The following is a 21963-nucleotide window of genomic DNA, read 5'->3' on the forward strand; positions in this document are numbered from 1 at the left end:
CAAATGTATGCAAAAAAGACTAAAAATTTTCTTGCCTATCGTTTTGGCAAGCTGCGCGTTGGGCGCGAATTTAACTACGCAAGAACAAAAAGAATCTTATAGCATCGGAGCTTCTACCGGAAGCTATGTTTCAAACCAGCTGCATTCACAAGCCGCATTAGGCGTCAAATACGACTTAGATGCGGTGATAGAGGGGTTTTTGGACGCTCTTAAAAAGCAGCAGAAGCTAAAAGATGAGGAAATTATTGCGCTTTTGAATCAAAGAGCCGATAAACTAAATAAGATCGTAGAAACAAATTCCAAAGCGGAGCTTGATAAAAATTTAAAAGCAGGCAAGGAATTTATGGCGAAAAATGCCAAAAATCCGGACGTTAAAACCACAAAATCCGGTCTTCAATATGAAATTTTAAAGCTAGGTATGGGCGAAAAGCCAAAGCCTGAGAGCGTAGTAGTGATGAACTACAAGGCGTATTTGACGAATGGTAGTGTATTTGACGATACTTTCGCATCTAAAATTCCGGCGCATCTTTCTATGATAGGCTTAATCGACGGATTGCGCGAGGGGTTGCTTTTGATGAATACAGGCTCGAAATATAAATTTACAATCCCTAGTAATTTAGCCTACGGCAACGTGGACGTAGATAGAATTCCTGCGGGTTCTGTAGTAATTTTTGAAGCCGAATTACTAAAGGTTTTAAAGCCCGGTGAGCTTGCCGATGCGGCGAAAAAGCTTAGCGAGAGCGAGGCTAAAAGCTTTCACGACGCGAATAAAACAAAGTAGTTTTGCTTAAATTTAGTCGGAGGAGAATATGCAAAAGCAAAGAAGAAATTTTATAAAATCCGCCGCACTCGGCTCTTTGGGGCTCGGCGCAATCGCCTCAAGCTTGCTCGCACAAAACGGCACAGATAAAAGTGCGCAAGATGTAAACGCAAGTGCTAAAAAGCAAGAGCCGAAAAAGCCGCACTACGGTATGATCTTCGATCAGAACAAATGCGTCGGCTGTACCGACTGCGAGATCGCCTGTAAAAAGGTAAATTTGGTTCCGAAAGGCCAAATGAGGCTTTTTATAGAGGACAAAACCGATCCGCTAAATTTGAAAGAAAAACGCTATGTTAGAGTATCTTGTCAGCAGTGCGAGGACGCGCCGTGCGTGAACGTCTGCCCGACCAAAGCCTGTCACAAGGACGAAAAAACCGGCATCACGACGATGAACACCGACGACTGCATCGCCTGTAAATACTGCATCGTCGCCTGTCCTTACGATGTGCGCTTCATAAATCACGAAACAAGAGCCGCGGAGAGCTGCAACTTCTGCTTGGATACGAATTTAAAAGACGGTCACGAGCCCGCCTGCATTGAGGCGTGCAGATACGAGGCGATCGTATTTGGCGATCTAAACGACGAAGAATCGCACATCAGCCAGCTACTTCGCGTAAAAGACAGCCTGCGTATGCATCCTGAGTGCGGCACGAAGCCGAGCCTGCGCTATATTCCTGCGGTAAAACTAGGGGTGTGATATGAACGGAGCTATAAATTTCACTGCGACCTTCTCGCACGGCGTGGAGTGGGGCTGGCCGATAGCGGTTTATCTTTTGCTAGCGGGCATGAGCGGCGGTGCTTTGATAGTCGCGATCCTCGTTAAGCTTTACAAAAAACAGACCGAAAGCACGCCGCTATTTAAGGCCGCGTCGCTGCTTTCTTTTATCACGATCTTACTCGGTATGGTCTGCCTGGTAGCCGATTTAGAGCGGCCGCTACTTTTTTGGAAAATTTTGATCAATTACAACTTCACCTCGGTTATGTCCGTGGGCGTTGCGGCGCTTTGCGTCTATATCCCGCTTAGCTTCGTAGCTTGTCTTTATGCGTTTGAAGCTGATCTTAGCGGATTTTTATCGCGCAGACTTACTTTTTTAAAAGGGCTTTTCACGCTCGTAATGAAAATTTTAAACGCGCTTCGCCCGCTGCTTCTTGCGCTTACGCTTGTTTTTGCGGTCGCGATCTGCGCCTATACGGGCTTTTTGATCTCGGTTTTAGTTAGATTTCCTATCCTTAATACCGCCGTTTTACCTGCGCTTTTCGTGGCGTCTGGCCTATCTGCGGGCATCGCGGGCTCAAGCCTCATAGCCGCACTTTTCTTTAAAGCGGAGTTGCACGGAGGCGATCTAAAAACCTTACATGCCGTCGAGTGGCCGGTTTTAGCGATGGAAATTTTACTAATCGGCATGATTTTCGTCTCGCTAATAACGGGCAGCGGCGTACAAAAAGCCGCGAGCGTCGCCTTTAGCGAGGGAATTTACGCGCGTCTTTTTTGGCTAGGTGTCGTGGGCGTAGGTTTTTGCGTACCTCTAGTTTTAAATTTCGCACTGGGCAAAAAGATCGCTCACACCGCATTTGCGTTCTACGTTAGCGCGCTTGCCAGCGTGGTCGGAGTATTACTTCTTAGAATGTTTATACTATACGCGGGACAAACTTACGATATAATAATGTAAAACTGCGGAGGGTTAATGAGCGCGCTAAAAATATTAAAATTTTTCATCTCTTACAAGTTCGCGCTCTGCCTCCTTTTTATCCTAGCCGCAGGCGCCGGCGTCGCAACCTTTTTAGAGAGCATCTATGACACGCAAACGGCTAAAATTTTAGTCTATGAGGCGCGCTGGTATGAGTGCGTCATGGGCGCTGCGACGCTTAGCCTGCTCGGCATTATAATTAAAACCAAAATGTGGCGCCGCTTCGGCTCCTTCGTCCTTCACGCGGCATTTATCGTTATCTTTATCGGTGCGGCGCTGACGCGCTATTTCGGTACCGAGGGTGTGCTGCACGTTAGAGCGGGCGAGAGCGAAAATGAGATGGTGAGCGTCAAGCCATACTTGCAAATCCGCACGCAAGACGCGCTGTTCGAGTATCCGCTAAATTTAAGCCAGATCGGCGATAACGATTTTAGCTTCACGCAAAGTATAAATTCTAAAAGCTTCACCGTCAAATTTGGCTCTTACAAACCCGCGCCCAAAGGCGAGCAGAGCACGCTTGCGGTAAAAGCGGGCTTTGAGGGCGGAAGCGAGCAAGAAGCGCAGCTGCGCGGCGGCGCGGGCTGGCTCGGGGAACCTAAAATTTTAAACTTTGACGGCGAGGAGATAATGCTAAGCTGGGGCTCGAAGCTCATAGAGCTTCCGTTTGCGGTAAAGCTTTTGAAATTTAAGCTTGAGCGCTACCCGGGCTCGCAAAGCCCGTCATCCTACGCCAGCGACGTTGAAATTTTAAAAGAGGGCAAGAGCGCGGGGGAGTATGAAATTTATATGAACCACCCGCTAAGCTTTGACGGCTTTAAGCTCTTTCAGTCCTCCTACGACACTGACGAGCTGGGCAGCGTGCTGGAGCTTAACCGCGATCCGGGTAAAATTCCCACTTATTTTGGCTATTTCTTGCTTTGCGTCGGATTTATCGGAAATCTTTTTACCGCGGGCAGCAGGTTTAAAAAGCTCGCTAAATTTATCAAAAATAATGCGCCCGCCGCGCTTCTTTTGATTGCGCCGCTTTTTTTCAGCATTGAGCTTCGCGCCGCGGATGAAAACTATCTGGCAAACCTTAAAGCTAACTCGCGAGTTCATGCAAACGGCGCGTTCGCGGAGCTTTTGGTGCAAGATTACATGGGCAGGATCAAACCGCTTAGCACCGAAGCAAGCGAGATCGTAAATAAAATTTCGGGCACGGATTCGCTTTATGGCTTAAGCGCCGAGCAGATGATCCTAGGAATGAGCCTAAATCCCGCGTTCTGGCGCGATCAAAAGATCATCAAGATCAGAAACGACGAGATCAAAAAGATGCTGGGCTTAGCGCCACAGGAGCGATATGCGAGCTTCAATTCGGTCTTTGATGAAAACGGCAACTACAAGCTCGCCCACGCCCTGGACGAGGCGAATGAAAAAAGCGCCTCGCGCCGTGGCGTGCTCGATAATGAGCTGATTAAATTCGACGAACGGCTAAATATCGCGTATCTGACCTTTAGAGGGGTGTTTTTTAAATTTATCCCCGTGCCGAACGACCCGCAAAACGCGTGGCTCTCGCCGAATGACGCCTTTGCGGATTATAGGATCGCGCCGCAGATCAAAGGTGTGCTAAACGATTATCTAAACGGCTTGCAAGATGGAATTTCGGATAATGATTGGGCTAAAGCGGATGCAGCGTTAGCGGAGCTGAAAAACTACCAAAGAGCCACCTCGGCGGCTATTCTTCCTAGCGTTAGCCGCGTCAAAGCCGAGGTGTTTTACAACAAAGCTTCGGTTTTCAAAAAGCTCGTTTATTGCTATATGATACTGGGTGGTATAGCTCTTGTTTTGGCGCTTTTGGGCGCACTTTGCGGTAAGCGCTTTGCGCTAGCGCAAAAAATTTTATTTGCGGCCTTTGCGATATGTTTTATAGCACATACCCTTGCGCTTGCGCTGCGCGGGTACGTCGCGGCTCACGCGCCGTGGAGCGATAGCTATGAATCGATGATCTACATCGGCTGGTCGGCGGCGCTTGCGGGGATCATATTTTTTAGGAAGTCCCTACTTACGCTAAGCGCAAGCTGCTTGCTAGCCAGCATCGTGATGCTAGTAGCGCATATGAGCTTTGTAAATCCGCAGATTACTAACCTCGTGCCGGTGCTAAAGTCCTATTGGCTTAGCATCCACGTCTCGGTTATCACGGCTAGCTACGGATTTTTGGGGCTTAGCTGCCTGCTTGGGCTTTTGGCTCTTGTTTTGATGGCGCTTAAAAACGGCGCCAATCGCGAGCGGCTTAACGCGCAGATCAGATATATAACGGCGATCAACGAGATTAGTCTCATCGTGGGGCTTTCGATGCTGACGCTCGGAAATTTCTTCGGCGGCGTGTGGGCGAATGAGAGCTGGGGGCGATACTGGGGCTGGGATAGCAAAGAGACCTGGTCATATGTCTCGATCATCGTCTATGCGATCGTACTGCATCTGAAATTTATCCCGAAACTCGGCTCGGTCTATGTTTATTGCGTGAGCTCGACGCTCGCGTATAGCTCGATCATAATGACCTATTTCGGCGTAAATTTCTACCTCACCGGCATGCACTCTTACGCCGCGGGAGACGCACCGCATATACCCGCGCCGTTTTATTGTATAATAGCGGCGATCTTTTTAATAATCGTTCTTGCCTTCAGGGGCAGGGACGTAAAAACGATATAAAGGAGTAAATTTGAAAAAATTTCTAATAGCGTTAGCCTTGGCTGCCGCGGCAAACGCGGGCTTTATCAGCGAGGGCATTCAAGCTCAGCAAAGCGGCGATCATAAAAAACTCGCAGAAATTTACGAGCGAGCGTGCGGTTTGGAAAATAAAGCTTCGGGCTGCTATAATCTAGCCGTTTTGTATTTTGAGGGTACCGGCAACGTAGAGAAAAATTTCGAAAAAGCGATCAGCCTCTACGAGAAGGCGTGTAGCGCTAAATTTGCGCTTGCGTGCAACAATCTAGGCTATATCTATGAAAGCGGCAACGGCGCGGATCAAAATTTTACCAAAGCCGCGGCTTATTACGAAAAAGCCTGCAAAGATAACGAAGGCTGCACCTCGCTCGGGCTTTTATACGCAAACGGCGCTGGGCTCGCAAAGGACGTCGCCAAGGCGGCGAGCCTTTATGAGAAGGCCTGCACCTACGGCGATATGATGGGCTGCAACAACCTGGGCTATCTGTATCTAAAGGGCGAGGGCGTGCAGCAAAGCTTCGCAAAGGCTAAAATTTTTTACGAAAAAGCTTGCGGCGGCGACATCGGCATCGGCTGCAACAATCTAGGTTATCTATACGCCTTCGGACAGGGGGTAGACCAGGATTATAAGCAAGCAAAGCAGCAGTATGAAAAGGCGTGTAACCTCGGTCACTTCGACGGCTGCAATAATCTAGCCATAATGTATGCCGAAGGAAAAGGCGTGAAGTCCGATAACGCTAAAGCAAAAGAGTTTTTCAAAAAAAGCTGCGAGGGCGGCATCAAGATGGGCTGCGAGAATTTGGAATTTTTAAACTCGATTAGTAAGTAAATTTAAAACATCAATTTTTTAAGGAGATAGTATGATTTTACGTTCGTTTTTGGCTTCGGCGGCGCTTGTTGCGCTCGTTTGCGGCGCCTCGATGGATGGGGCTAATAAATCGGCAAATCCTATGTTTCAAAGCGTGGATCCTAGCAAAGCTACGCTTGTAGGAAGCGGCGAGGGCAAAGAATACTGCGCCGTTTGCGGAATGAGCCTGGTAAAATTTTATAAAACCAATCACGTTTGGAATGGCAAGCAAGTAGCTTCTCTGCACTGCTTGTACGAGATTACGGGCGGCAAAATTCCAAGCGATGCGCAGGTCGTCGATACGAAAAATCTAAATTTAATCGACGTAAATAAAGCCTTTTACGTCGTGGGCAGCAAGGTCAAAGGCACGATGAGCCGCAATAGCAAATACGCCTTTTCAACCGAAGCCGACGCGAAAGAATTCCAAGCCGAAAACGGCGGCGAGATAATGAGCTTCGCCAAAGCCTACGAGATTGCGGGGCAGGATTTTGAGGGCGATAATAAGATGATTAAAGCCAAGCGCGAGGGCGGCGTTTACGCGCACGGTAAGGAATTTTACGAAACAAACTGCGCTAAAACGGATGCTAAAAGCTTCAAAGCCATATCCGAGCTTAAAGCTCATCTCAAAAAGACTTGCGATACAAAGGGCGCTAGCAAGGCTCCTGAATACGACAAGCACCTACAAGCCGCAGCGCTATATTTATGGGACGCGCCGGCAAATTTAGGCAGCAGCGGTAAAGATGCAAAAGCGAAAAAGCCTGAGAAGATCGTCGTGCCTGAGGGTGCTAAATGCCCGGTCTGCGGCATGCTAGTGGGCAAAAACCCTAACTGGGCGGCGATGATAGAGATTCAAGGCGGCGAGAACTTGTATTTTGACGGCGTGAAAGATATGATGAAATACTACTTCCAAAAGAGCAAGAGCTTTGATAAAATTTACGTAACCGACTACTACAAGCTTCATAAGATCGATGCTAAAAGCGCCTTTTTCGTGCTCGGCTCCAACGTCTTAGGACCGATGGGCGACGAGCTCATTGCGTTTGATAGCGAGAGTGCGGCTAAGACCTTCGCTAAAGATCACGGCGGCAAGAGTGTACTTAAATTTGATGAAATTCAAGAGAGCGTAATAGAAGGGCTATGAGGCTCATTTGCGCTTTAATGATCTTTTTTGTCGCCCTTTACGCGCTCATCGCGGTGCATTATGTGAGCTTTGATCGCGCAAAGGGCGAGCAGTGCCTGCAAAAGCTCGCACGCGAGATAAAGGACGTGCGGCTCTCGAGCAGCTTTAAGAGCAAGGCCTATGCGGAGTTCGTCTATGATAAGTAAAAATTTCATCGACTACTCCGTAACTTTGCTGCGAAAAGACAGAGCCGATCACGCTTTTAGCTTCGCGATCTTTGCATTTATCGTTTTTATTTTAAGCTCGGTGCTTTTCATCTCGGGCTCCATTCAAAACGATCTTGAAAAGGTCATCAAGCTCAGGCCCGACATCGTCGTAGAGGCTCTACGCGCGGGCAAGCGCGATCTGATGCACGACGGCTATATCTACGATATCTCCAAAATCGCGGGCGTCAGCGAAGTGCAGGGCGCCGTAGACGGGATGTATTACTTCGCTCAAAAGCGCGTTTGGTTTCATATCGTAGGCGACGAAAGCCTGAGCGAAAACGAAATGGTCGTAGGCGAGGGGGTAAAAGCGGCGATGGGCGAGTGGTACTATGAGGACGAGTTTCACTTCTTAACCGAACAGCGCCTAATCGCGATTAAGATTAATAAAATTTCGCCGCACGAAAGCAGCATCGTCTCAAACGACGTGATCTATCTAAATCCCGTTACCGCGCGCGAGGTGCTAAGCCTGAAGGAGGGCGAATACACTAAACTCTACGTAAGCGTACCCAACCCCAACGAAGTAAGTGAAGTAGCGCTTAAGATCGTAAATTTATACCCCAACACGGAGGCTCTTAGCGCGGAGGACGCGGTAGCCGAAGTGAGGCATCTGTATTATTACAAGGGTGGAATTTTTATGGTGCTTTATGCCGTGGCGATGATCTCGTTTTTCATCTTGCTAAAAAATCAAATTTCGCTCGCATACGGCGAGAAGAAAAAGGAGATCGCGATCTTGCGCAGCATCGGCTTTTGTATAAAGGACATCATCGCGATGAAATTTATTCAAAATTTCATCGTCTCGCTAAGCGCTTATCTGCTCGGCGTCGCGGGCGCTTATGCTTATGTTTTTATCCTGGATGCGTCGCTTCTGCGCGATATATTCTTAGGCGGCGAGCTGCGAAATTTCATCACCTTCACGCCTGCGATAAATTTTAATATGCTCTTTTTGATCTTCGTCTTTAGCGTGATCCCGTTTTTAGCCTTCGTCATCATCCCATCCTGGCGCATCGCTATCGGCGATATGGGCGAGGCGGTCAAATGAGCAAGATAGAGATTAAGCAGCTTTTTAAAATTTACAATGAGGGCAGGGCGAATGAGTTTCGCGCTTTGAAAAATATAAACTTAAGCGTCGAAGAGGGGCAGATCGTAATCTTAAAAGGAGTCAGCGGCAGCGGCAAAAGCACGCTTCTATCCATCATAGGCGCGCTTTCTAAGCCGAGTAGCGGCGAGGTTTTAGTAGGCGGCGCAAACGTCTCTAAGCTCGCCGATATCGAAAGCTCCGCGTATCGCCACAAAAAAATCGGCTTTATCTTTCAGTCTTTCAACCTGCTTGAGGCGCTTAGCGTCTATAAAAACGTCCTTGCGCCGCTTAGCCTTGAGCGGCTGAGTAAGGGTGAGCTTGGCGCGCGCATAGATGAAGCGATGCAGATTGCCAATATCGCGCATAAAAAAGATCAGATCGTCTCTAGCCTTAGCGGCGGCGAGAAGCAGCGCTGCGCTATCGCTAGGGCGCTTGTGATGAATCCGCAGATTATCTTAGCCGACGAGCCAACGGCAAATTTAGACAAACAAAACTCGCTCGGTTTCATCGAGATGCTCTCAAAGCTCAAAGAGCTTAAAAAGACCGTTTTGATCGCGACGCACGACATACTCTTCGACGAGCTAAGCTTCGTGGAGCGATACGTGTTTTTAAAAGACGGAGAAATTTCAGCATGAGCGTATTTTTATCGGGTAGCGTGATCGCGTTTTTGGCCGTGGAGCTGATCGTAATAGCGCTGATGGCGATCTCGCAGTTTCACATCGTGCGGATCATACGCTACTGGGACTTTAACGCCACCTCAAATTTACAATACGCCCTGGAGAAAAGAAACTATCTCATCAACACCATTTTGTTCTTCACGATAGCGTGCAAGATCATTTTGTTTATATTTTTCGCGCTCTGCCTAAACGAGCTCTCTTCGGTCGTGCCAGGCGCGATGTGTTCCGCAGGCGTCGTGGGCTCGAACCGCTACGGCAATATCCTACTGCTTTTAAAAATTTTACTGATCTTCGGCTTTGGGCTCTGGCTTATTTTAAACAGCCTCGATCTTAAAGCGGGCAAATTTCCCTATCTAAAGCGCAAATACCTGATCTTTACCATCCTTTTTGCGGGCGTTTTGGCGGAGTTTATTTTAGAAATTCTATTTTTTATCAATATCCCGCTGCGCGTGCCTGTGTTTTGCTGCTCGGTCGTATTTCGCGCGCCGAAGCTTCCGTTTGGATACACGCAGGCGCTTTTGGCGACTTTTTTCTACGTGATATTGGGCGCCATTTTGATCTTAAATTTCTTAAAGCAGTCGATGGCGAGCTTTGCTCTGAATTTGCTCTTTTTGTTCGTCGCATACTACGCGATCACCTATTTTTTCGGGCTTTACGTTTACGAGCAGCCTAACCATAAATGCCCGTACTGCATGCTTTTAAAGGATTATTACTTCGTCGGCTACGCGATTTGGGGCTCGCTGTTTTTGGGTATATTTTTCGGCATCGTGCCGTTTTTAACAGAGCTCATCACCAAGCGCGCCTACACCCACCTGCTTAAATACTCCTCGTTCTGGCTCATTCTAAACGCGCTCATCTGCAGCGCCTACGTCGTCAAATACTACTTCGTACGGGGTGCGCTGCTATGATTAAGAAAATTTTTGCCGCGATTTTGCTCGCCTGCGTGATGGGGCTACTCATATCGTCGATGGATATAGCCGAATCCAAAATTTCCGTGCGCCACGGCAACACCGATAAGCAGCCGCTGCAGATCGAATTTGGCAAATATCTATGTCGTGAAAGCGGTACGGTGATAAACGATCTGTACAACACCGCTCAGGCCATTATGCCAAACGGCGATACATATTTTTTCAACGACATCGCAAACGTCTTTATGTGGCTGATGCGGCAAAAAAACAAAGATGAGATCGTGGTGTGGGTTTATTCGCAAGACACCGAGAAATACATCATCGCCAAGGACGCCTGGTACTCGCGCGTCGAGATCACGCCGATGGGCTACGGCTTTGGCGCGTATGAGTTTCATAACTACGGCAGGAGCGACTACTACTACGACGAGATCGTGCTGTGCGCCGCGCGCGGCGAGACGCTGCTAAATCCACTCATCAACATCCTGCTTTCGGAAAATAAAATTTAGCCTCGCAGCGGATCGGGAAATGAAATTTAATTCTGCGATGGATCGGAAATAAAATTTAGCCGTGCGGCGGATATGAAATAAAATTTAGCCGTGTGGCAGGTAAGAAATAAAATTTAACTCCGCAGCGGGCGCGACTTGTCGCAGATACGGCTCGTCACGTAAATTTTACCTGCATCTGCTAATTTTATTAATTTTACCCACGCTTGCCGCTTTTATTAAATTTTGCCCGCTGCCGCTTTCGTTAAATTTAGCTCGCGTCCGAGTTTGCGTTCGCTCGCAATTATTAAATTTGCTCGCATTTGCCCGAGCTCGCATCGGCTTGCTCTCGTTAAATTTGATCCGTCCGTGCCGCGCTTTTAAAATTCCAAGCCGCAACGATACGCGCTCGCTACGTAAAATTTTATCTCGCGCCCGCCGCTTGCGTTAAATTTGGCTCGCGTCTACTTGGATGTCGCCGCTCGCGCGATCAATAAATTTATATCAATACGGGCGCCGAAATTTTAAGCTATAATGGCGCTAAATTCCACATTAAAGGAGCGAAAATGAGCGAAATTTTAGATCAGACGCTGGAGTGCGCGAAAGAAATTTTAGGCGCCCAGGCACTGGATCTTAAGATCGAGCGTGCGGTCGTGGGGCTGTTTTTTAGCGGCGTGAAGCTGCAAGGAGGCGCGTGCGGGCTTAGCTATACGCCGCTAAAGTCCCTATCGAGCGCCGTTTGCTGCCCCTCGCAAGCAAGCGCGATGCCCGATTCGGGCAATATCGCAGGCAAGAGCGTTCGCTATCTGCTGCGCGACCTAAACTCCGCCGCGCCGCTTAAAAAGACGCTCGCACTTGCCGCGCTAAATGCGCTTGGAAGGGTGTGTTTTGATAAAATCCGCGCGGATTACGACGTGAAATTCGGCGCCGATCCCTTTGAGCAGCTGCGGATCGAGCGCGGCAGCTTTAGCGTCGTCGTGGGCGCGCTGGTGCCCTACATCAAGACGCTGATGAAAAATGGCGCGGATTTTAAAATTTTAGAGCTTGATAAAAGCACGCTCAAGCAGGCGGAGCTGCCGTTTTATTTGCCCGCAAGCGAGGCTAGCAGCGTCGTGCCGCGCGCAGATAACGTGATAATCACGGCTACGACGCTCATCAACGACACGCTGGGTGGGCTTTTGCGCCTGAAAAAAAGCGGCGCCAAGCTCGTGCTCGTGGGGCCTACCACGCCGCTATTGCCGCAGGCGCTGTTTGAGCGCGGCGTGGACTTTGCAGGAGGCACGCTCGTGCGAGATGCGGACGCGGTGCTCGATATCATCGCGCAGGCGGGCTCGGGGTATCACTTTTTGGGTAAATTTGCCGATAAAATCACGATCTGTAGGGGCTAGGGCGCGGATTGAAATTTTAAAATTCTGCGCGCAAGCGGCTTTGCAGCGGATTTTTATAGATCTACGCGAACGTTTTAAGAGGTCTTTTTTAAAAAACGATGTAAAATGTCCGCTTTAGAAATGAGAGGAGCTATAGATGAATAGCAAAAGACGAAATGCGATGAAATTTAGCCTAGCATGCGCAGCTTCGCTACTTTGCGTCGGTACCGCCTCGTTTGGGGCGAGCTTAAATTCGAAGGAGAAAAATATGCAAAAGTGCGTCTATATCGTGCACGGCTACGACGCTTCGCCTAAAAGCCATTGGTTTGCCTGGCTCAAAGACGAGATCGAAAAATCGGGCGCGAGGGCGGAAATTTTAACGATGCCCACGCCTGCGCACCCAAGGCTTGATGATTGGCTGAAAACTCTGCGAGAAAGCGTAAAATTTGAAGGCGAAGTCTATCTGGTCGGACACAGCCTCGGCTGCCCTACGATCTTAAATTTCTTACAAAGCAGTGCCGCAAGCGGCGCAGTAGAGGGGATCGTGCTGGTCTCGGGGCTTGCAAAGCCGCTTAGCGATCCGCAATTTAAAATTTTAGACGAGTTTATGGATAAAGGCTTTGATTTTGAGCGCATAAAAGCCGCCGCAAAACAGCGCGCGGTGGTTGCCGCAAAGGACGATTATATCGTGCCGTTTAGCTTTAGCCGCGAGTTAGCGGGGCAGATCGATGCTAAGTTTTACGAGGTGCAAAAAGGCGGGCATTTTTTGGATAGAGACGGCTTTGCGAAGCTTGATCTTGTGTATGAAATTTTAGAAAAAATGATGAAATTAAAGGGCTAGGCTTGGGGCAAACGCGCCCGCACGATCGGTTTTTTGCTTCTGCATTCGCGCCACTCGCATTTTCTCTGCCGGAGTTTGGATTTGCTTTGCGGCTAAGATAAGAGTCTCGTTTTTAGCCTGCCGAAGGCTTCGCTGCCCGCACAGATAAGCCTGCGGCGCAATCGCCGTTTGCAAAGGCAAGTTTCGCGCCGTTTTTTGAAATTTTGCAAACGCTGCAGCAAGGATAAGTGCGTTTTATATAAATTTCAAAACGCAGCAGTTGATGGGTTTCTGGTTGTGGCAAGATAAAATTTAGCGCTCGCGGCGGAGCTTTTGCGACGATAGAATTTTAAAATTTTAAAGCGCGCGGCGAGGCCGAAATTTTAAATAACGCTCGGCTCGCGCGGGCTAAATCCGCACCTAAGTCCGTATCGCGCGAGAGATAAAATTTAGCAGGCGCGAAAGGCGCATAAGTTTAGCTTTTCTTTTCGTTAAACATATACGAAATCACAAAAACGATCAGACAAACGGGCGCAAACGCAAATGCAAACGCCACGCTCCAGCCGGCGGCACGCTCACCCCAAAAATACCCCGCCGCGAGGCACGCCAAAAACCCGCCGTAAAAAGCACCGAGCGATAAATTTTCTACCGCAAAAAGCAACAAACTAAAATTTGGATTTTTTACAAACAGCCTACTTAGATTAAAATTTTTATACCTTTTGAACAAATACCAAAGTAGTGCGCAAGCCAAAATCGCAAATATTGCGACAAAAGCGGCAATTCTTAGCACGCTCTCAAAAGGCAAAACCTCCAAAATCAAAGACGTCACCCACCAATCAAGCAAGAAAACTATCGGCAAAGCGAGCAAATGTCTCGCCGCCCTGTGAATTTATACTTTTGCTCCGCATCCATCGGTCTTAAGTCCCATAAATTTTTTAATGAAATTAATATTAGAGAATTTAGCGCCTCTCTATATCTCTACCACCCAAATAATATTCTTCCAGCGGATAATTTATATTGCCGCAGTTATCAAATTTAAAACCTTTTCCAATACCGACTACGGCATTTTTTCTCTCTTTATAGTATTCTCTAGTAATGTCAAAATTCGTTATCAAGTCATAAATATACTCGGAATGGTTAAATTGCATATAATTACCGTTAAATATAGCAAATTTATCAAGAAACAAAGTACCTGTGACTTCTTTATCGTCGCCGTTAACCATAACTATCGGTCTGTCAAATCCAACGCTCGTATCTTTCAAATTTATTTTTAGATATTTCTTTGGATCGGTTTTTTTAGCCTTTAGCTCTTTCATCAGTATCTCCTCAGTCGTTTTTCCCTCTTGGTAATATTTTTCTAATACATCAAAACAATTTGATAAGTTTATATTTTCTAGTTCATAGTATGCAACCTCATATTTACTGGACCAAAGACTACCGAAGGTTTTCAACCTATAATTATCAATCATCCAATATAGCTTTACATCATAGTCCAAATATGCCCCTGCTACTCTTTTATACAGCTCCTCTTTGGGCAAAATTCTATTTTCTTTGAGGCAATAGCCTTGTTCGTATTTGTTATAGTCGGGGAGAGAAACGACGGCGAAGCCTCGTGAAGTGGAATAATCAGGGATTGTTCGGATAAATGCGGCGCAGAGTATTATTATAAGAAGTAGCGCTCCAGCTAGCACTTTAAATTTAATAGACCTGTAGAATTTCATATCAGTCCTTTTCTTGCTATCCCTTGGCGTGGATTATATAGCCGCATTTATAAAAGTATGCTTAAGCTTATAAAATATTCCCGAGCCTTGTTTTAAAGCGGCTTCTTAAATTTTTAGCGCTTTCCTAGCTATTCATTCCCACCGTACTATTATTGGTTTCCCAAATTCTCTCAATCTCTTAAATTTCTTTAAAATTCCTTTCGAATTTAAGCCCCGTTTCAAATAGACTTAATAGAATTCCTTCAAATTTCACTCAAAGGTATCCGATGCAAACCGCTCTGGGCTCGCTAGGTCTGATAGCCGCCGTAAATCATATCCCATTCGATGCCAAGGCGCTTATAAATAAATTTGCGCTAAGCAGCGAGGAGCCGCAGATCGAAGAGCTAGTGCGGATGGCTAAGCATTGCGAGTTTAAGGCTAAAATCAAAAAGCTAAATCTTTCAAATTTGATGCGCTATAAGCCGCCGTTTATACTTCAGAAAAAGGATGGAAGCTACTTTAACGTCCTAAAGATCGAACAGCAAAGTAAAGCGGATATTAAAGCGGCAAATACTAACAAGACGGCAGCCGATCTAAATAGCGCAAATTCCAAAGATACGGCAGATTCCAAGGAGATATTGAGCTCTAACAGCGACACGACAAATTCTTTAAACTCATCTTCGTCCGCATCGTTCTCTTCCGGTGCGTCATCTTCATCCCATGCAAACTCATCCCATTCCTCCGCCAAAGAGGCTAAAGCCTCCCGCTCATCCAAATCTCCTCTATCCAAAGCCTCGCCAGAAGCTTCCCTTAAATTTATCGTATTTGACGGCGGAAATTCCGTAAAGGAGCTAGGCGCGAGCGAGCTATTTGATCTTTGCAGTGGCGAGTTTATAGTGCTAGCTCATAAAACTCTGAATTCTCAGATCAAATTCGGCTTTGCCTGGTTTTACAAGCGGATGCTAAGCTTTAAAAGAGTGGTATTTGAAGTGCTTTTGGCTTCATTTATCATGCAGCTTTTCGGTCTAGTGACGCCGCTTTTTACGCAGGTAGTTCTCGATAAGGTTTTAACTCATCATAGCATTAGCACGCTAAATGTAATTGCATTTGCATTTTTGGCGACCATCATATTTGAGATGCTTTTAAGCCTAAGTAGAAATTATATATTCGCGCACACTACTACTAAAATTGACGCTAAGCTAGGTAGCGAGCTTTTTAGCCATTTGGCTCTGCTTCCGATGACTTACTTTGAGAACCGTAAGGTAGGAAACATAGTAGCTAGAGTACGTGAGCTAGATAGCATAAGAGAGTTTATCGCAAATAAAAGCGTAAGCGTGCTACTTGATATTTTATTTAGCTTCGTATTTGTCTTTATGATGCTGCTTTACAGCATTAAACTCACGCTAATTGCAATCGCATTTATAAGCGTAATTGCTGCGATCTACTTTTTTATTACTCCCGTTCTTAGAAAGAGGCTGGAGGATAAATTTCAAATGGGAGCCGCTTCAAACTCCTATCTCGTAGAAGCAGTAACCGGAATGCAGACGGTAAAATCTCTAGCGATCGAGGGCAGCATGCAAAAGATGTGGGAGGAAAATCTAGGCAGATACGTCCGCTCATCTTTTAATCTTTCAAATTTAAGCAACGTCGCAAGCGGCTTTGCCTCCGCGCTGCAAAAGCTTATGACGCTTTGCATTTTATATTTCGGCGTAGGGCTCGTAATAGAAGGCAAGCTAAGCGTCGGTCAACTCATCGCCTTTCAGATGTTTGCGGGGCAATTTAGCGCTCCTGTAATGAGGCTCGTGGGCCTTTGGAATGAATTTCAGCAGGCCCTTCTTAGCGTAGATAGGCTAGGAGATATATTAAATACTCCAACCGAGCAGAGCACCGATAAACCCATTGCACTAAATAATATAGAAGGGGATATAAAATTTGACGCCGTAAATTTTAGATACAGGCCGGATCTAAATTTAGTGCTAAAAGATATCAGCTTTCACGTAGAGCCGGGCAAAAGCGTAGGCATAGTAGGCAGAAGCGGCAGCGGTAAAAGCACGATTACGAAGCTGATCGAGCGGCTCTATCTGCAAAGCTCGGGAGCCGTTTACATAGACGGCATAGATATCAGACATCTTAATCCATATCTTTTGAGGCAAAACATCGGCGTAGTCCTTCAAGAAAACTATCTATTTAGCGGCAGTATCAAAGACAATATCGCCTTTGCAGCAAGCGGAGCTAGTATGGAGGAGATCATCAGGGTTAGTAAGATCGCGGGCGCTCATGATTTTATCGCCGAGCTTGCAGGAGGTTACGATACCTTCGTAGGAGAGCGCGGCTCTAGCCTTAGCGGCGGGCAGAAACAGCGCATCGCAATCGCTAGAGCGCTCATAAATAATCCTAAAATTTTAATCTTTGATGAGGCAACCTCTGCGCTTGATTATGAAAGCGAAAGCATTATCAATAAAAATTTAAGCGAGATCAAAAAGGGAAAAACCTTTATCATCATCGCGCATAGGCTAAATTCCGTCAAGAATTGCGACGAAATTTTAGTACTGGATAAAGGCGAGATCGTAGAGCGCGGAAGGCACGATGAGCTAATGGCGCTAGGCGGCTACTACAAGAGCCTATATGATAAGCAGCTAGGATAGGTCGAAGGGTAGGGCGGGATAAACAATGCTAAAAATTTTCAAAAGAATAGAGGATGATTCAAATGAGTTTAAGCCTTTATTGATCGAGATAGAGGATGCTCCGCAAAACCCTTTGGGAAGATCTATCTTATGGATCGCTTGTGGGGCTTTGATATTTGCCGTGCTGTGGATGGTATTTGCTAAAGTTGATATCGTAGTAAGCGCTAACGGCAAGGTCGTGCCCGACGGAGAGATTAAAATTTTAAAATCTCTCGAAAGCGGCGTTGTCTCCAAAATTTTAGTAAAAGAGGGCGATAGGGTAAAAAAGGGCGATCATCTAATCTTAATCGATCCAAGCGTCTCTACGGTAAATTTATCCACCAAGCAAGAAAGCCTAGCTCTACTTGAATACTCTATAAAAAGGCTAGACGCTCTAAGCTCGGGCAAAAGTTTAGATGCCAATATCAGCGCGGATGAGCTGAGCTTATACAATACGCAAAAATCAAACTACGAAGAGAGCATAAACGTCTATAATCTAAAAATGCAAGCTCTGCAAATGGGGATAAATTCCACCAATTTAGAGGTCGAGAGACTAAGCGGAATTTTAAAGATAGATGAAGCGCGGCTGAATAATCTAAACAAAGTGAAAGATATAATAGCGCGCAGGGATCTATATGAGCTCAAATCCAAGGTAATCGAGCTAAACTCCAATCTTAAAATTTCAAAGCAGAAGCTTGCTGAGCAAAGGGCAAATTTGGATGAGCTAGCTAAGGAGCTTGAGGCCTTTAAAAGCCAGAGCATATCTAAATGGCTCGATGAGATGCTAGCCAAGCAGAAGGAAGCAAGCTCGCTAAAAGCAGAGATCAACGCGATCTTGTTTCAAACCAGACAGCAGATCATCTCCTCTCCCGTTGACGGCTTTGTAGGAAAGCTACTCGTAAATACGCAAGGAACCGCCATCACAAATCAAGAAAATTTAATCTCTATAGTGCCTAGCGATAAGCCTTTGATCATCAAAGCAAACGTGCTTAATAAAGACATAGGCTATCTGGAAAACAATCAAAGCGTGGCGATTAAGGTTCAGACCTTCGACTTTCAAAAATACGGCAAGCTTGAAGGCGAGCTGATCCACATAGCAAACGATGCGATAAACGATGAGAAGCTAGGGGAAATTTACGAAGTAAAGATTAGACCCGATTCTACATTTTTGATCGTAGACGGGATCAAAAAGGAGATAGAGCCCGGTATGAGCGTAACTGCTGAAGTAAAAGTGGGCAAACGGCGCGTAATAGAGCTATTTATCTATCCCGTCATCAAATACCTGGACGAAGGGCTTAGCGTAAGGTAGGATAGGGGGAGGGGGCTAGTGCTTGAATGCATTGCTCTCGTTCGAGCGACTTTCCTGTTCCCGTCTCTGTATGTCTAAGCGTGCTGCTCAAATAGCTGCTTTTCATCTAAGCGGTTATTTGTTATAGCGGGCGAGCCTATAGCCGAATGCGTGATTCAAACAGCTGCCCCGTTCAAACGTGCTATGTGTCGGGTACGTGGCTCGAGAGCCGCCTTCATTCGAGTACGCTGCCGTGCAAGTTAAGGGCAGGTGCCGTCTGATAAATTTTATGGATAAAGAATGAACGACTGCCCCATCCAAACGCGTAACCACTTCAAATTTAGCGTAAGCAAAGGTGCAAGCACGTTATGACTGATAAGTTAATGTAGAGTGAAAAACACATGGTTGTTTGTTAAGTGAGAGGGCGTTAATCTAGCGAACAAAAGCAACGCTTCAGCGATGGAAGTAAAAAAAATGCCGCCACCGGTTGCTTTTGCGAGCAACGGGTGGTGTTTTATATTAGTTAAAAGCCGCGGCTGGGCTGGTGAGACTAGTTCCCCCAGCCGCTCGCAAACATCTGCATGATATCCGGATTATTTTTCATATCATCCATCGAAATATTGCTCATACCGTTATTTGTGGCGTAAGCGTTGAGATCTTCGATGATCTTATTTATCTTGCTAGCAGTGATATACTCTCCACTAGCAAGCGCAATCTGCTCTATAGCACCACCGCCGAATTGGTTATTTATACGGACGGTGTCGTTTTCGCCGTATTTTAATACCAGATCGTTGGCGACCCTTTGAAAGGTGATATTTTCTTTACCGATTCCCTCTTTAAATTTAATTGTATCGTTACCCACAAAGTCATAGATAGTATCCGCTCCGTCGCCTCTGCCGAATATATAGGTATCGTCTCCCCAAGCACCTTCCAATCTATCGTTACCCTTTCCGCCTTCGAAGGTATCGTTGCCCCACTCACCGAAAGCGTGATCGTCTCCGTCGCCGCCGTAAATGATATCGTTACCGCCTTGACCATTGATAGCGTCGTTGCCTTCGCCGCCGTAGATAGTGTCGTTACCGTCGCCGCCGTAAAGTTTGTCGGCTCCTTCGGAACCTACCATCATATCATTTGCATTGGTGCCGCTGGAATTGGAAGTTATTGTCGCTATATCTAGCTTATTTTGCGTCTCTTGTCCTATGGCGGCTATATATTCGCTTAATACCCCTCGTTTATTAGCTCCGTATGCAAACTCGGCAAGTAGGCTAAGTCCTGCGGTGAACTCCTTTTTACTTTGAAATAAGGTAGCAAACTCCGCCAAATCTACGAAAGCCTTCTTCGGATCGCTTAGATTTATCTCTTTAAATTTATCGATTACTTTGGTGAAATTTAGTCTGAAATCATACTTTGGCTTAGCAGATATATTCGCGCCGCCACTTGCAGACCCCGAGGCGCCGCCCGCAGCCGTATCGTTAGGTACGGAGATCATATCCAGACTTATCAGATCAGCATAGCCTTTTAGTCTGGTTTGAGCAAGTAGCGACGCATAGGAGTAGTTTAAAATTTTATCATAGGTCTCGTTCGTGTTTTTGATGATAGCTTTTATATCGTCATTGCTTATATAATAGAGCTCTGCAGTCTTTGAGCCGGTGAAAGCATCAATTACTTTGATCTTGTATTTTATACTCTCAAACTCCTTTAGCAAGCTCTCATCTATAGAATTTGAGCTATTTAGTAGAGCCTGATATTGAGACGGAGTGAGGCTTAGTCTTCTGGCGTTTGGATTACCGGAGTTTATCACGTTACCGTCTGCATCTACGTTGATGTTTGATCCTGCGCCTAGATTTACATTGCTTGGAAGCTTCACCCCTTTTAGACTTACTTCGTAGCCCGCGGCATTAGAATTTCCGTCCGTGCTTCTTACCGCAGTCTCGCTCCAGGCTTTTATAAGAGCAGGCAGAGCCTTGAGCTGCTCCTCTTTAGTACTTAAGCGAGAGTAGCTATCTAGCGCGGCAGCAAGATCTTTATTTAAAGCAGCGGCCGATCTTAGATCTCTTAAGAGTCCAAAGCCTTTAATATTTGCTCTAGCCATATCTTCGGAGCTTAACGGCGCCCCGTCTTTAAATTTAGAGTTTATCGTATCTACGTTGAAATTCAGATCGCCCATACTATGAGCGGTGCCGTCAGTTTTAATGTAGCTTCCCTTTAGGCTTAGAGTATTGCCGCCTCCTAGATCTTCGTTTACCTCGTTGTGATTTAGGCTTAGGCTGGCGATACCAAGCTCATCTAAGCTCTTTAGCTCGCCTTCGTCTGAGATCCCGTTAGAGTTCGCATCCTGCCAAATTTTAAGATCTTTAAATTTATCGTCTTTATTATCTATAAGCCCGTCGTTATTGCTATCGAATTCCTTTAAAGCTTCGTAGCCGTCCTTGGCTAGTCTTTGATTGCCATCTTTATCTTTTATCTGCGTGAAATTTCCAAATAGCTCGCCGCCGTCGTCTATATTGCCGTTGCCGTTACGATCGTAGGCTAAAATTACATCCTCTTTGCTTATCCAAGATGATCTGTGAGACACTCCGTCGCCGTTGTGATCGAAGTAGGCTCCGCCGTTAGGTGCCGGGCTGATGCCGATCTTGCCGTCTCCGTTAAGATCAAGGGCGAGAGGGTCGACGATATTGATAGAGTTAAAGAAATCTTTGTAAGGATATATTTCTTTTAAATAATTTTTTAGCTCGTTACTTAAAGTATCGTCTGGAAACGCAGATAATAGTTCACACAATTCTTCTTCGGTCATCGGTGAAATTGGAAAATTTTTCTTATAAGCCTGTATTCCAGCAAGGATTTGAGCTTGATCTTTTGGATCATCATAATATCCAAAATCTCCAGTTTCGGCGGCCTGTAGCCAGCTCCAAACAAAATTCAATAAAAAATTGCTGTCTTTCATCATCGATGAGACTTGGGCGGCACCTGCACCTGCAAGCAAAATCTCTTTTGGAATTCCAAGAGCCGTTCCTATTACCCCATAATGCCAATTTCCAAAGTCTTCATATTTGCTTGGTTGATTTTTTTGCTTAGCTTCTATATCTCTATATTTGTAATCCCACTCACCTCTATTTTTGACTTTTAAATAAAAGTAATAGTATGTTTCCAATACACTATGGCTTGCTCTAAAATCCAAAGCTTCTTTGATGTTGGCTTCTATATTTACTCCAGCAGGAATTTCTCCATTAAAATTCATTGTTCGTCCTTTCTTGATCTGAATATGATACAACTTTTTATTGCAATTATACAATATGTTAATGCAAATAGAAATGTCAATGGAGTATTGGTCTCATTCAATATCGCTATACCACTTAAATTATTTTTAAACAATATAATTATGGTCATTAAAACAAAATTAAATATTAATAATATAAATGGCATAGCGAATACGTATGAAAATAAATTAAACCAAAATTCCATAAAAATATCAAACATTTCTAATTTTGTAAAAAATAAAAATAATATAAAAGAGAATATCCAATAAATAGAGAAGTGTA

General features: G+C 45.8%; 19 protein-coding genes. 15 read left to right on the forward strand and 4 right to left on the reverse strand.

Going from position 1 to position 21963, the window contains the following annotated elements; all coding sequences use genetic code 11:
* The first annotated feature begins 7 nt into the window (after nt 1-7).
* The 13 genes from Q0198_RS05545 (at nt 8) to Q0198_RS05605 (ending at nt 12794) form a co-directional block, all read left to right on the forward strand.
* Complete coding sequence (locus Q0198_RS05545; RefSeq protein WP_005870892.1) at nt 8-781, forward strand: FKBP-type peptidyl-prolyl cis-trans isomerase N-terminal domain-containing protein; 774 nt, start codon at nt 8-10, stop codon at nt 779-781.
* Nucleotides 782-809: 28 nt separating this feature from the next.
* Nucleotides 810-1517, forward strand: coding sequence for a 4Fe-4S dicluster domain-containing protein (locus Q0198_RS05550; protein WP_297895928.1), 708 nt, complete (start codon nt 810-812; stop codon nt 1515-1517).
* A 1-nt stretch (nt 1518) separates the two neighbouring features.
* Nucleotides 1519-2490, forward strand: coding sequence for an NrfD/PsrC family molybdoenzyme membrane anchor subunit (nrfD, locus tag Q0198_RS05555; RefSeq protein ID WP_297895930.1), 972 nt, complete (start codon nt 1519-1521; stop codon nt 2488-2490).
* A gap of 15 nt (nt 2491-2505) precedes the next feature.
* The gene (gene ccsA / locus Q0198_RS05560; RefSeq protein WP_297895932.1) at nt 2506-5196 is read left to right on the forward strand and encodes a cytochrome c biogenesis protein CcsA; all 2691 of its coding nucleotides are present in this window, start codon (nt 2506-2508) and stop codon (nt 5194-5196) included.
* 10 nt (nt 5197-5206) lie between these two features.
* A complete protein-coding gene (locus Q0198_RS05565; protein WP_297895934.1) occupies nt 5207-6040 on the forward strand; it encodes a tetratricopeptide repeat protein in 834 nt (277 codons plus the stop codon).
* 31 nt (nt 6041-6071) lie between these two features.
* A complete protein-coding gene (locus Q0198_RS05570) occupies nt 6072-7196 on the forward strand; it encodes a nitrous oxide reductase accessory protein NosL (protein ID WP_297895936.1) in 1125 nt (374 codons plus the stop codon).
* A gap of 17 nt (nt 7197-7213) precedes the next feature.
* A complete protein-coding gene (locus Q0198_RS05575) occupies nt 7214-7381 on the forward strand; it encodes a hypothetical protein (protein ID WP_297895938.1) in 168 nt (55 codons plus the stop codon).
* Nucleotides 7371-8480, forward strand: a complete 1110-nt coding sequence (locus Q0198_RS05580) for an FtsX-like permease family protein (RefSeq protein WP_297895940.1) — start codon at nt 7371-7373, stop codon at nt 8478-8480. Before Q0198_RS05575 ends, Q0198_RS05580 begins: the two co-directional genes overlap by 11 nt.
* Nucleotides 8477-9154, forward strand: a complete 678-nt coding sequence (locus tag Q0198_RS05585) for an ABC transporter ATP-binding protein (RefSeq protein WP_297895941.1) — start codon at nt 8477-8479, stop codon at nt 9152-9154. The genes Q0198_RS05580 and Q0198_RS05585 overlap by 4 nt, the downstream gene beginning before the upstream one ends.
* Entirely contained in the window at nt 9151-10104 is a 954-nt protein-coding gene (locus Q0198_RS05590; RefSeq protein ID WP_297895943.1) for a hypothetical protein, read from the forward strand. The genes Q0198_RS05585 and Q0198_RS05590 overlap by 4 nt, the downstream gene beginning before the upstream one ends.
* Entirely contained in the window at nt 10101-10610 is a 510-nt protein-coding gene (locus Q0198_RS05595; protein WP_297895945.1) for a hypothetical protein, read from the forward strand. Before Q0198_RS05590 ends, Q0198_RS05595 begins: the two co-directional genes overlap by 4 nt.
* Nucleotides 10611-11152: 542 nt before the next feature.
* A complete protein-coding gene (locus Q0198_RS05600; protein WP_297895947.1) occupies nt 11153-11974 on the forward strand; it encodes a DUF364 domain-containing protein in 822 nt (273 codons plus the stop codon).
* A gap of 136 nt (nt 11975-12110) precedes the next feature.
* Nucleotides 12111-12794 (forward strand): alpha/beta hydrolase, encoded by a 684-nt coding sequence (locus Q0198_RS05605; RefSeq protein ID WP_297895949.1) that lies wholly within the window; start codon nt 12111-12113, stop codon nt 12792-12794.
* Here Q0198_RS05605 and Q0198_RS05610 read toward each other — a convergent pair.
* The 3 genes from Q0198_RS05610 to Q0198_RS05620 all read right to left on the reverse strand — a co-directional run bounded on the left by Q0198_RS05610 (nt 12783) and on the right by Q0198_RS05620 (nt 14494).
* Complete coding sequence (locus Q0198_RS05610; RefSeq protein WP_297895951.1) at nt 12783-12968, reverse strand: hypothetical protein; 186 nt, start codon at nt 12966-12968, stop codon at nt 12783-12785. The genes Q0198_RS05605 and Q0198_RS05610 overlap by 12 nt on opposite strands.
* 280 nt (nt 12969-13248) lie before the next feature.
* On the reverse strand, nt 13249-13641 hold the full coding sequence (locus Q0198_RS05615; RefSeq protein ID WP_297895953.1) for a hypothetical protein: 393 nt from the start codon (nt 13639-13641) through the stop codon (nt 13249-13251).
* Nucleotides 13642-13732: 91 nt separating this feature from the next.
* A complete protein-coding gene (locus Q0198_RS05620; protein ID WP_297895954.1) occupies nt 13733-14494 on the reverse strand; it encodes a hypothetical protein in 762 nt (253 codons plus the stop codon).
* A 266-nt stretch (nt 14495-14760) separates the two neighbouring features.
* Between Q0198_RS05620 and Q0198_RS05625 the strand changes: the two genes are divergently transcribed.
* Together Q0198_RS05625 and Q0198_RS05630 are read left to right on the forward strand one after the other, a co-directional pair.
* Nucleotides 14761-17118, forward strand: coding sequence for a type I secretion system permease/ATPase (locus Q0198_RS05625; protein ID WP_297895956.1), 2358 nt, complete (start codon nt 14761-14763; stop codon nt 17116-17118).
* Nucleotides 17119-17143: 25 nt separating this feature from the next.
* A complete protein-coding gene (locus Q0198_RS05630) occupies nt 17144-18445 on the forward strand; it encodes an HlyD family type I secretion periplasmic adaptor subunit (RefSeq protein WP_297895958.1) in 1302 nt (433 codons plus the stop codon).
* A 529-nt stretch (nt 18446-18974) separates the two neighbouring features.
* Here the strand turns inward: Q0198_RS05630 and Q0198_RS05635 are convergent.
* Complete coding sequence (locus Q0198_RS05635) at nt 18975-21662, reverse strand: polymorphic toxin type 44 domain-containing protein (protein WP_297895960.1); 2688 nt, start codon at nt 21660-21662, stop codon at nt 18975-18977.
* Nucleotides 21663-21963: the final 301 nt, after the last annotated feature.

The sequence above is a fragment of the uncultured Campylobacter sp. genome, from assembly GCF_938045205.1.
Lineage (GTDB): Bacteria > Campylobacterota > Campylobacteria > Campylobacterales > Campylobacteraceae > Campylobacter_B.

Excerpts from the sequence above, each read along its gene's own strand:
- Q0198_RS05545 (WP_005870892.1), top strand. The coding sequence starts at position 8 with ATGCAAAAAAGACTAAAAATTTTCTTGCCTATCGTTTTGGCAAGCTGC.
- Q0198_RS05550 (WP_297895928.1), top strand. The coding sequence starts at position 810 with ATGCAAAAGCAAAGAAGAAATTTTATAAAATCCGCCGCACTCGGCTCT.
- nrfD (WP_297895930.1), top strand. The coding sequence starts at position 1,519 with ATGAACGGAGCTATAAATTTCACTGCGACCTTCTCGCACGGCGTGGAG.
- ccsA (WP_297895932.1), top strand. The coding sequence starts at position 2,506 with ATGAGCGCGCTAAAAATATTAAAATTTTTCATCTCTTACAAGTTCGCG.
- Q0198_RS05570 (WP_297895936.1), top strand. The coding sequence starts at position 6,072 with ATGATTTTACGTTCGTTTTTGGCTTCGGCGGCGCTTGTTGCGCTCGTT.
- Q0198_RS05575 (WP_297895938.1), top strand. The coding sequence starts at position 7,214 with ATGATCTTTTTTGTCGCCCTTTACGCGCTCATCGCGGTGCATTATGTG.
- Q0198_RS05580 (WP_297895940.1), top strand. The coding sequence starts at position 7,371 with ATGATAAGTAAAAATTTCATCGACTACTCCGTAACTTTGCTGCGAAAA.
- Q0198_RS05585 (WP_297895941.1), top strand. The coding sequence starts at position 8,477 with ATGAGCAAGATAGAGATTAAGCAGCTTTTTAAAATTTACAATGAGGGC.
- Q0198_RS05590 (WP_297895943.1), top strand. The coding sequence starts at position 9,151 with ATGAGCGTATTTTTATCGGGTAGCGTGATCGCGTTTTTGGCCGTGGAG.
- Q0198_RS05595 (WP_297895945.1), top strand. The coding sequence starts at position 10,101 with ATGATTAAGAAAATTTTTGCCGCGATTTTGCTCGCCTGCGTGATGGGG.
- Q0198_RS05600 (WP_297895947.1), top strand. The coding sequence starts at position 11,153 with ATGAGCGAAATTTTAGATCAGACGCTGGAGTGCGCGAAAGAAATTTTA.
- Q0198_RS05605 (WP_297895949.1), top strand. The coding sequence starts at position 12,111 with ATGAATAGCAAAAGACGAAATGCGATGAAATTTAGCCTAGCATGCGCA.
- Q0198_RS05620 (WP_297895954.1), bottom strand. The coding sequence starts at position 14,494 with ATGAAATTCTACAGGTCTATTAAATTTAAAGTGCTAGCTGGAGCGCTA.
- Q0198_RS05625 (WP_297895956.1), top strand. The coding sequence starts at position 14,761 with ATGCAAACCGCTCTGGGCTCGCTAGGTCTGATAGCCGCCGTAAATCAT.
- Q0198_RS05630 (WP_297895958.1), top strand. The coding sequence starts at position 17,144 with ATGCTAAAAATTTTCAAAAGAATAGAGGATGATTCAAATGAGTTTAAG.
- Q0198_RS05635 (WP_297895960.1), bottom strand. The coding sequence starts at position 21,662 with ATGAATTTTAATGGAGAAATTCCTGCTGGAGTAAATATAGAAGCCAAC.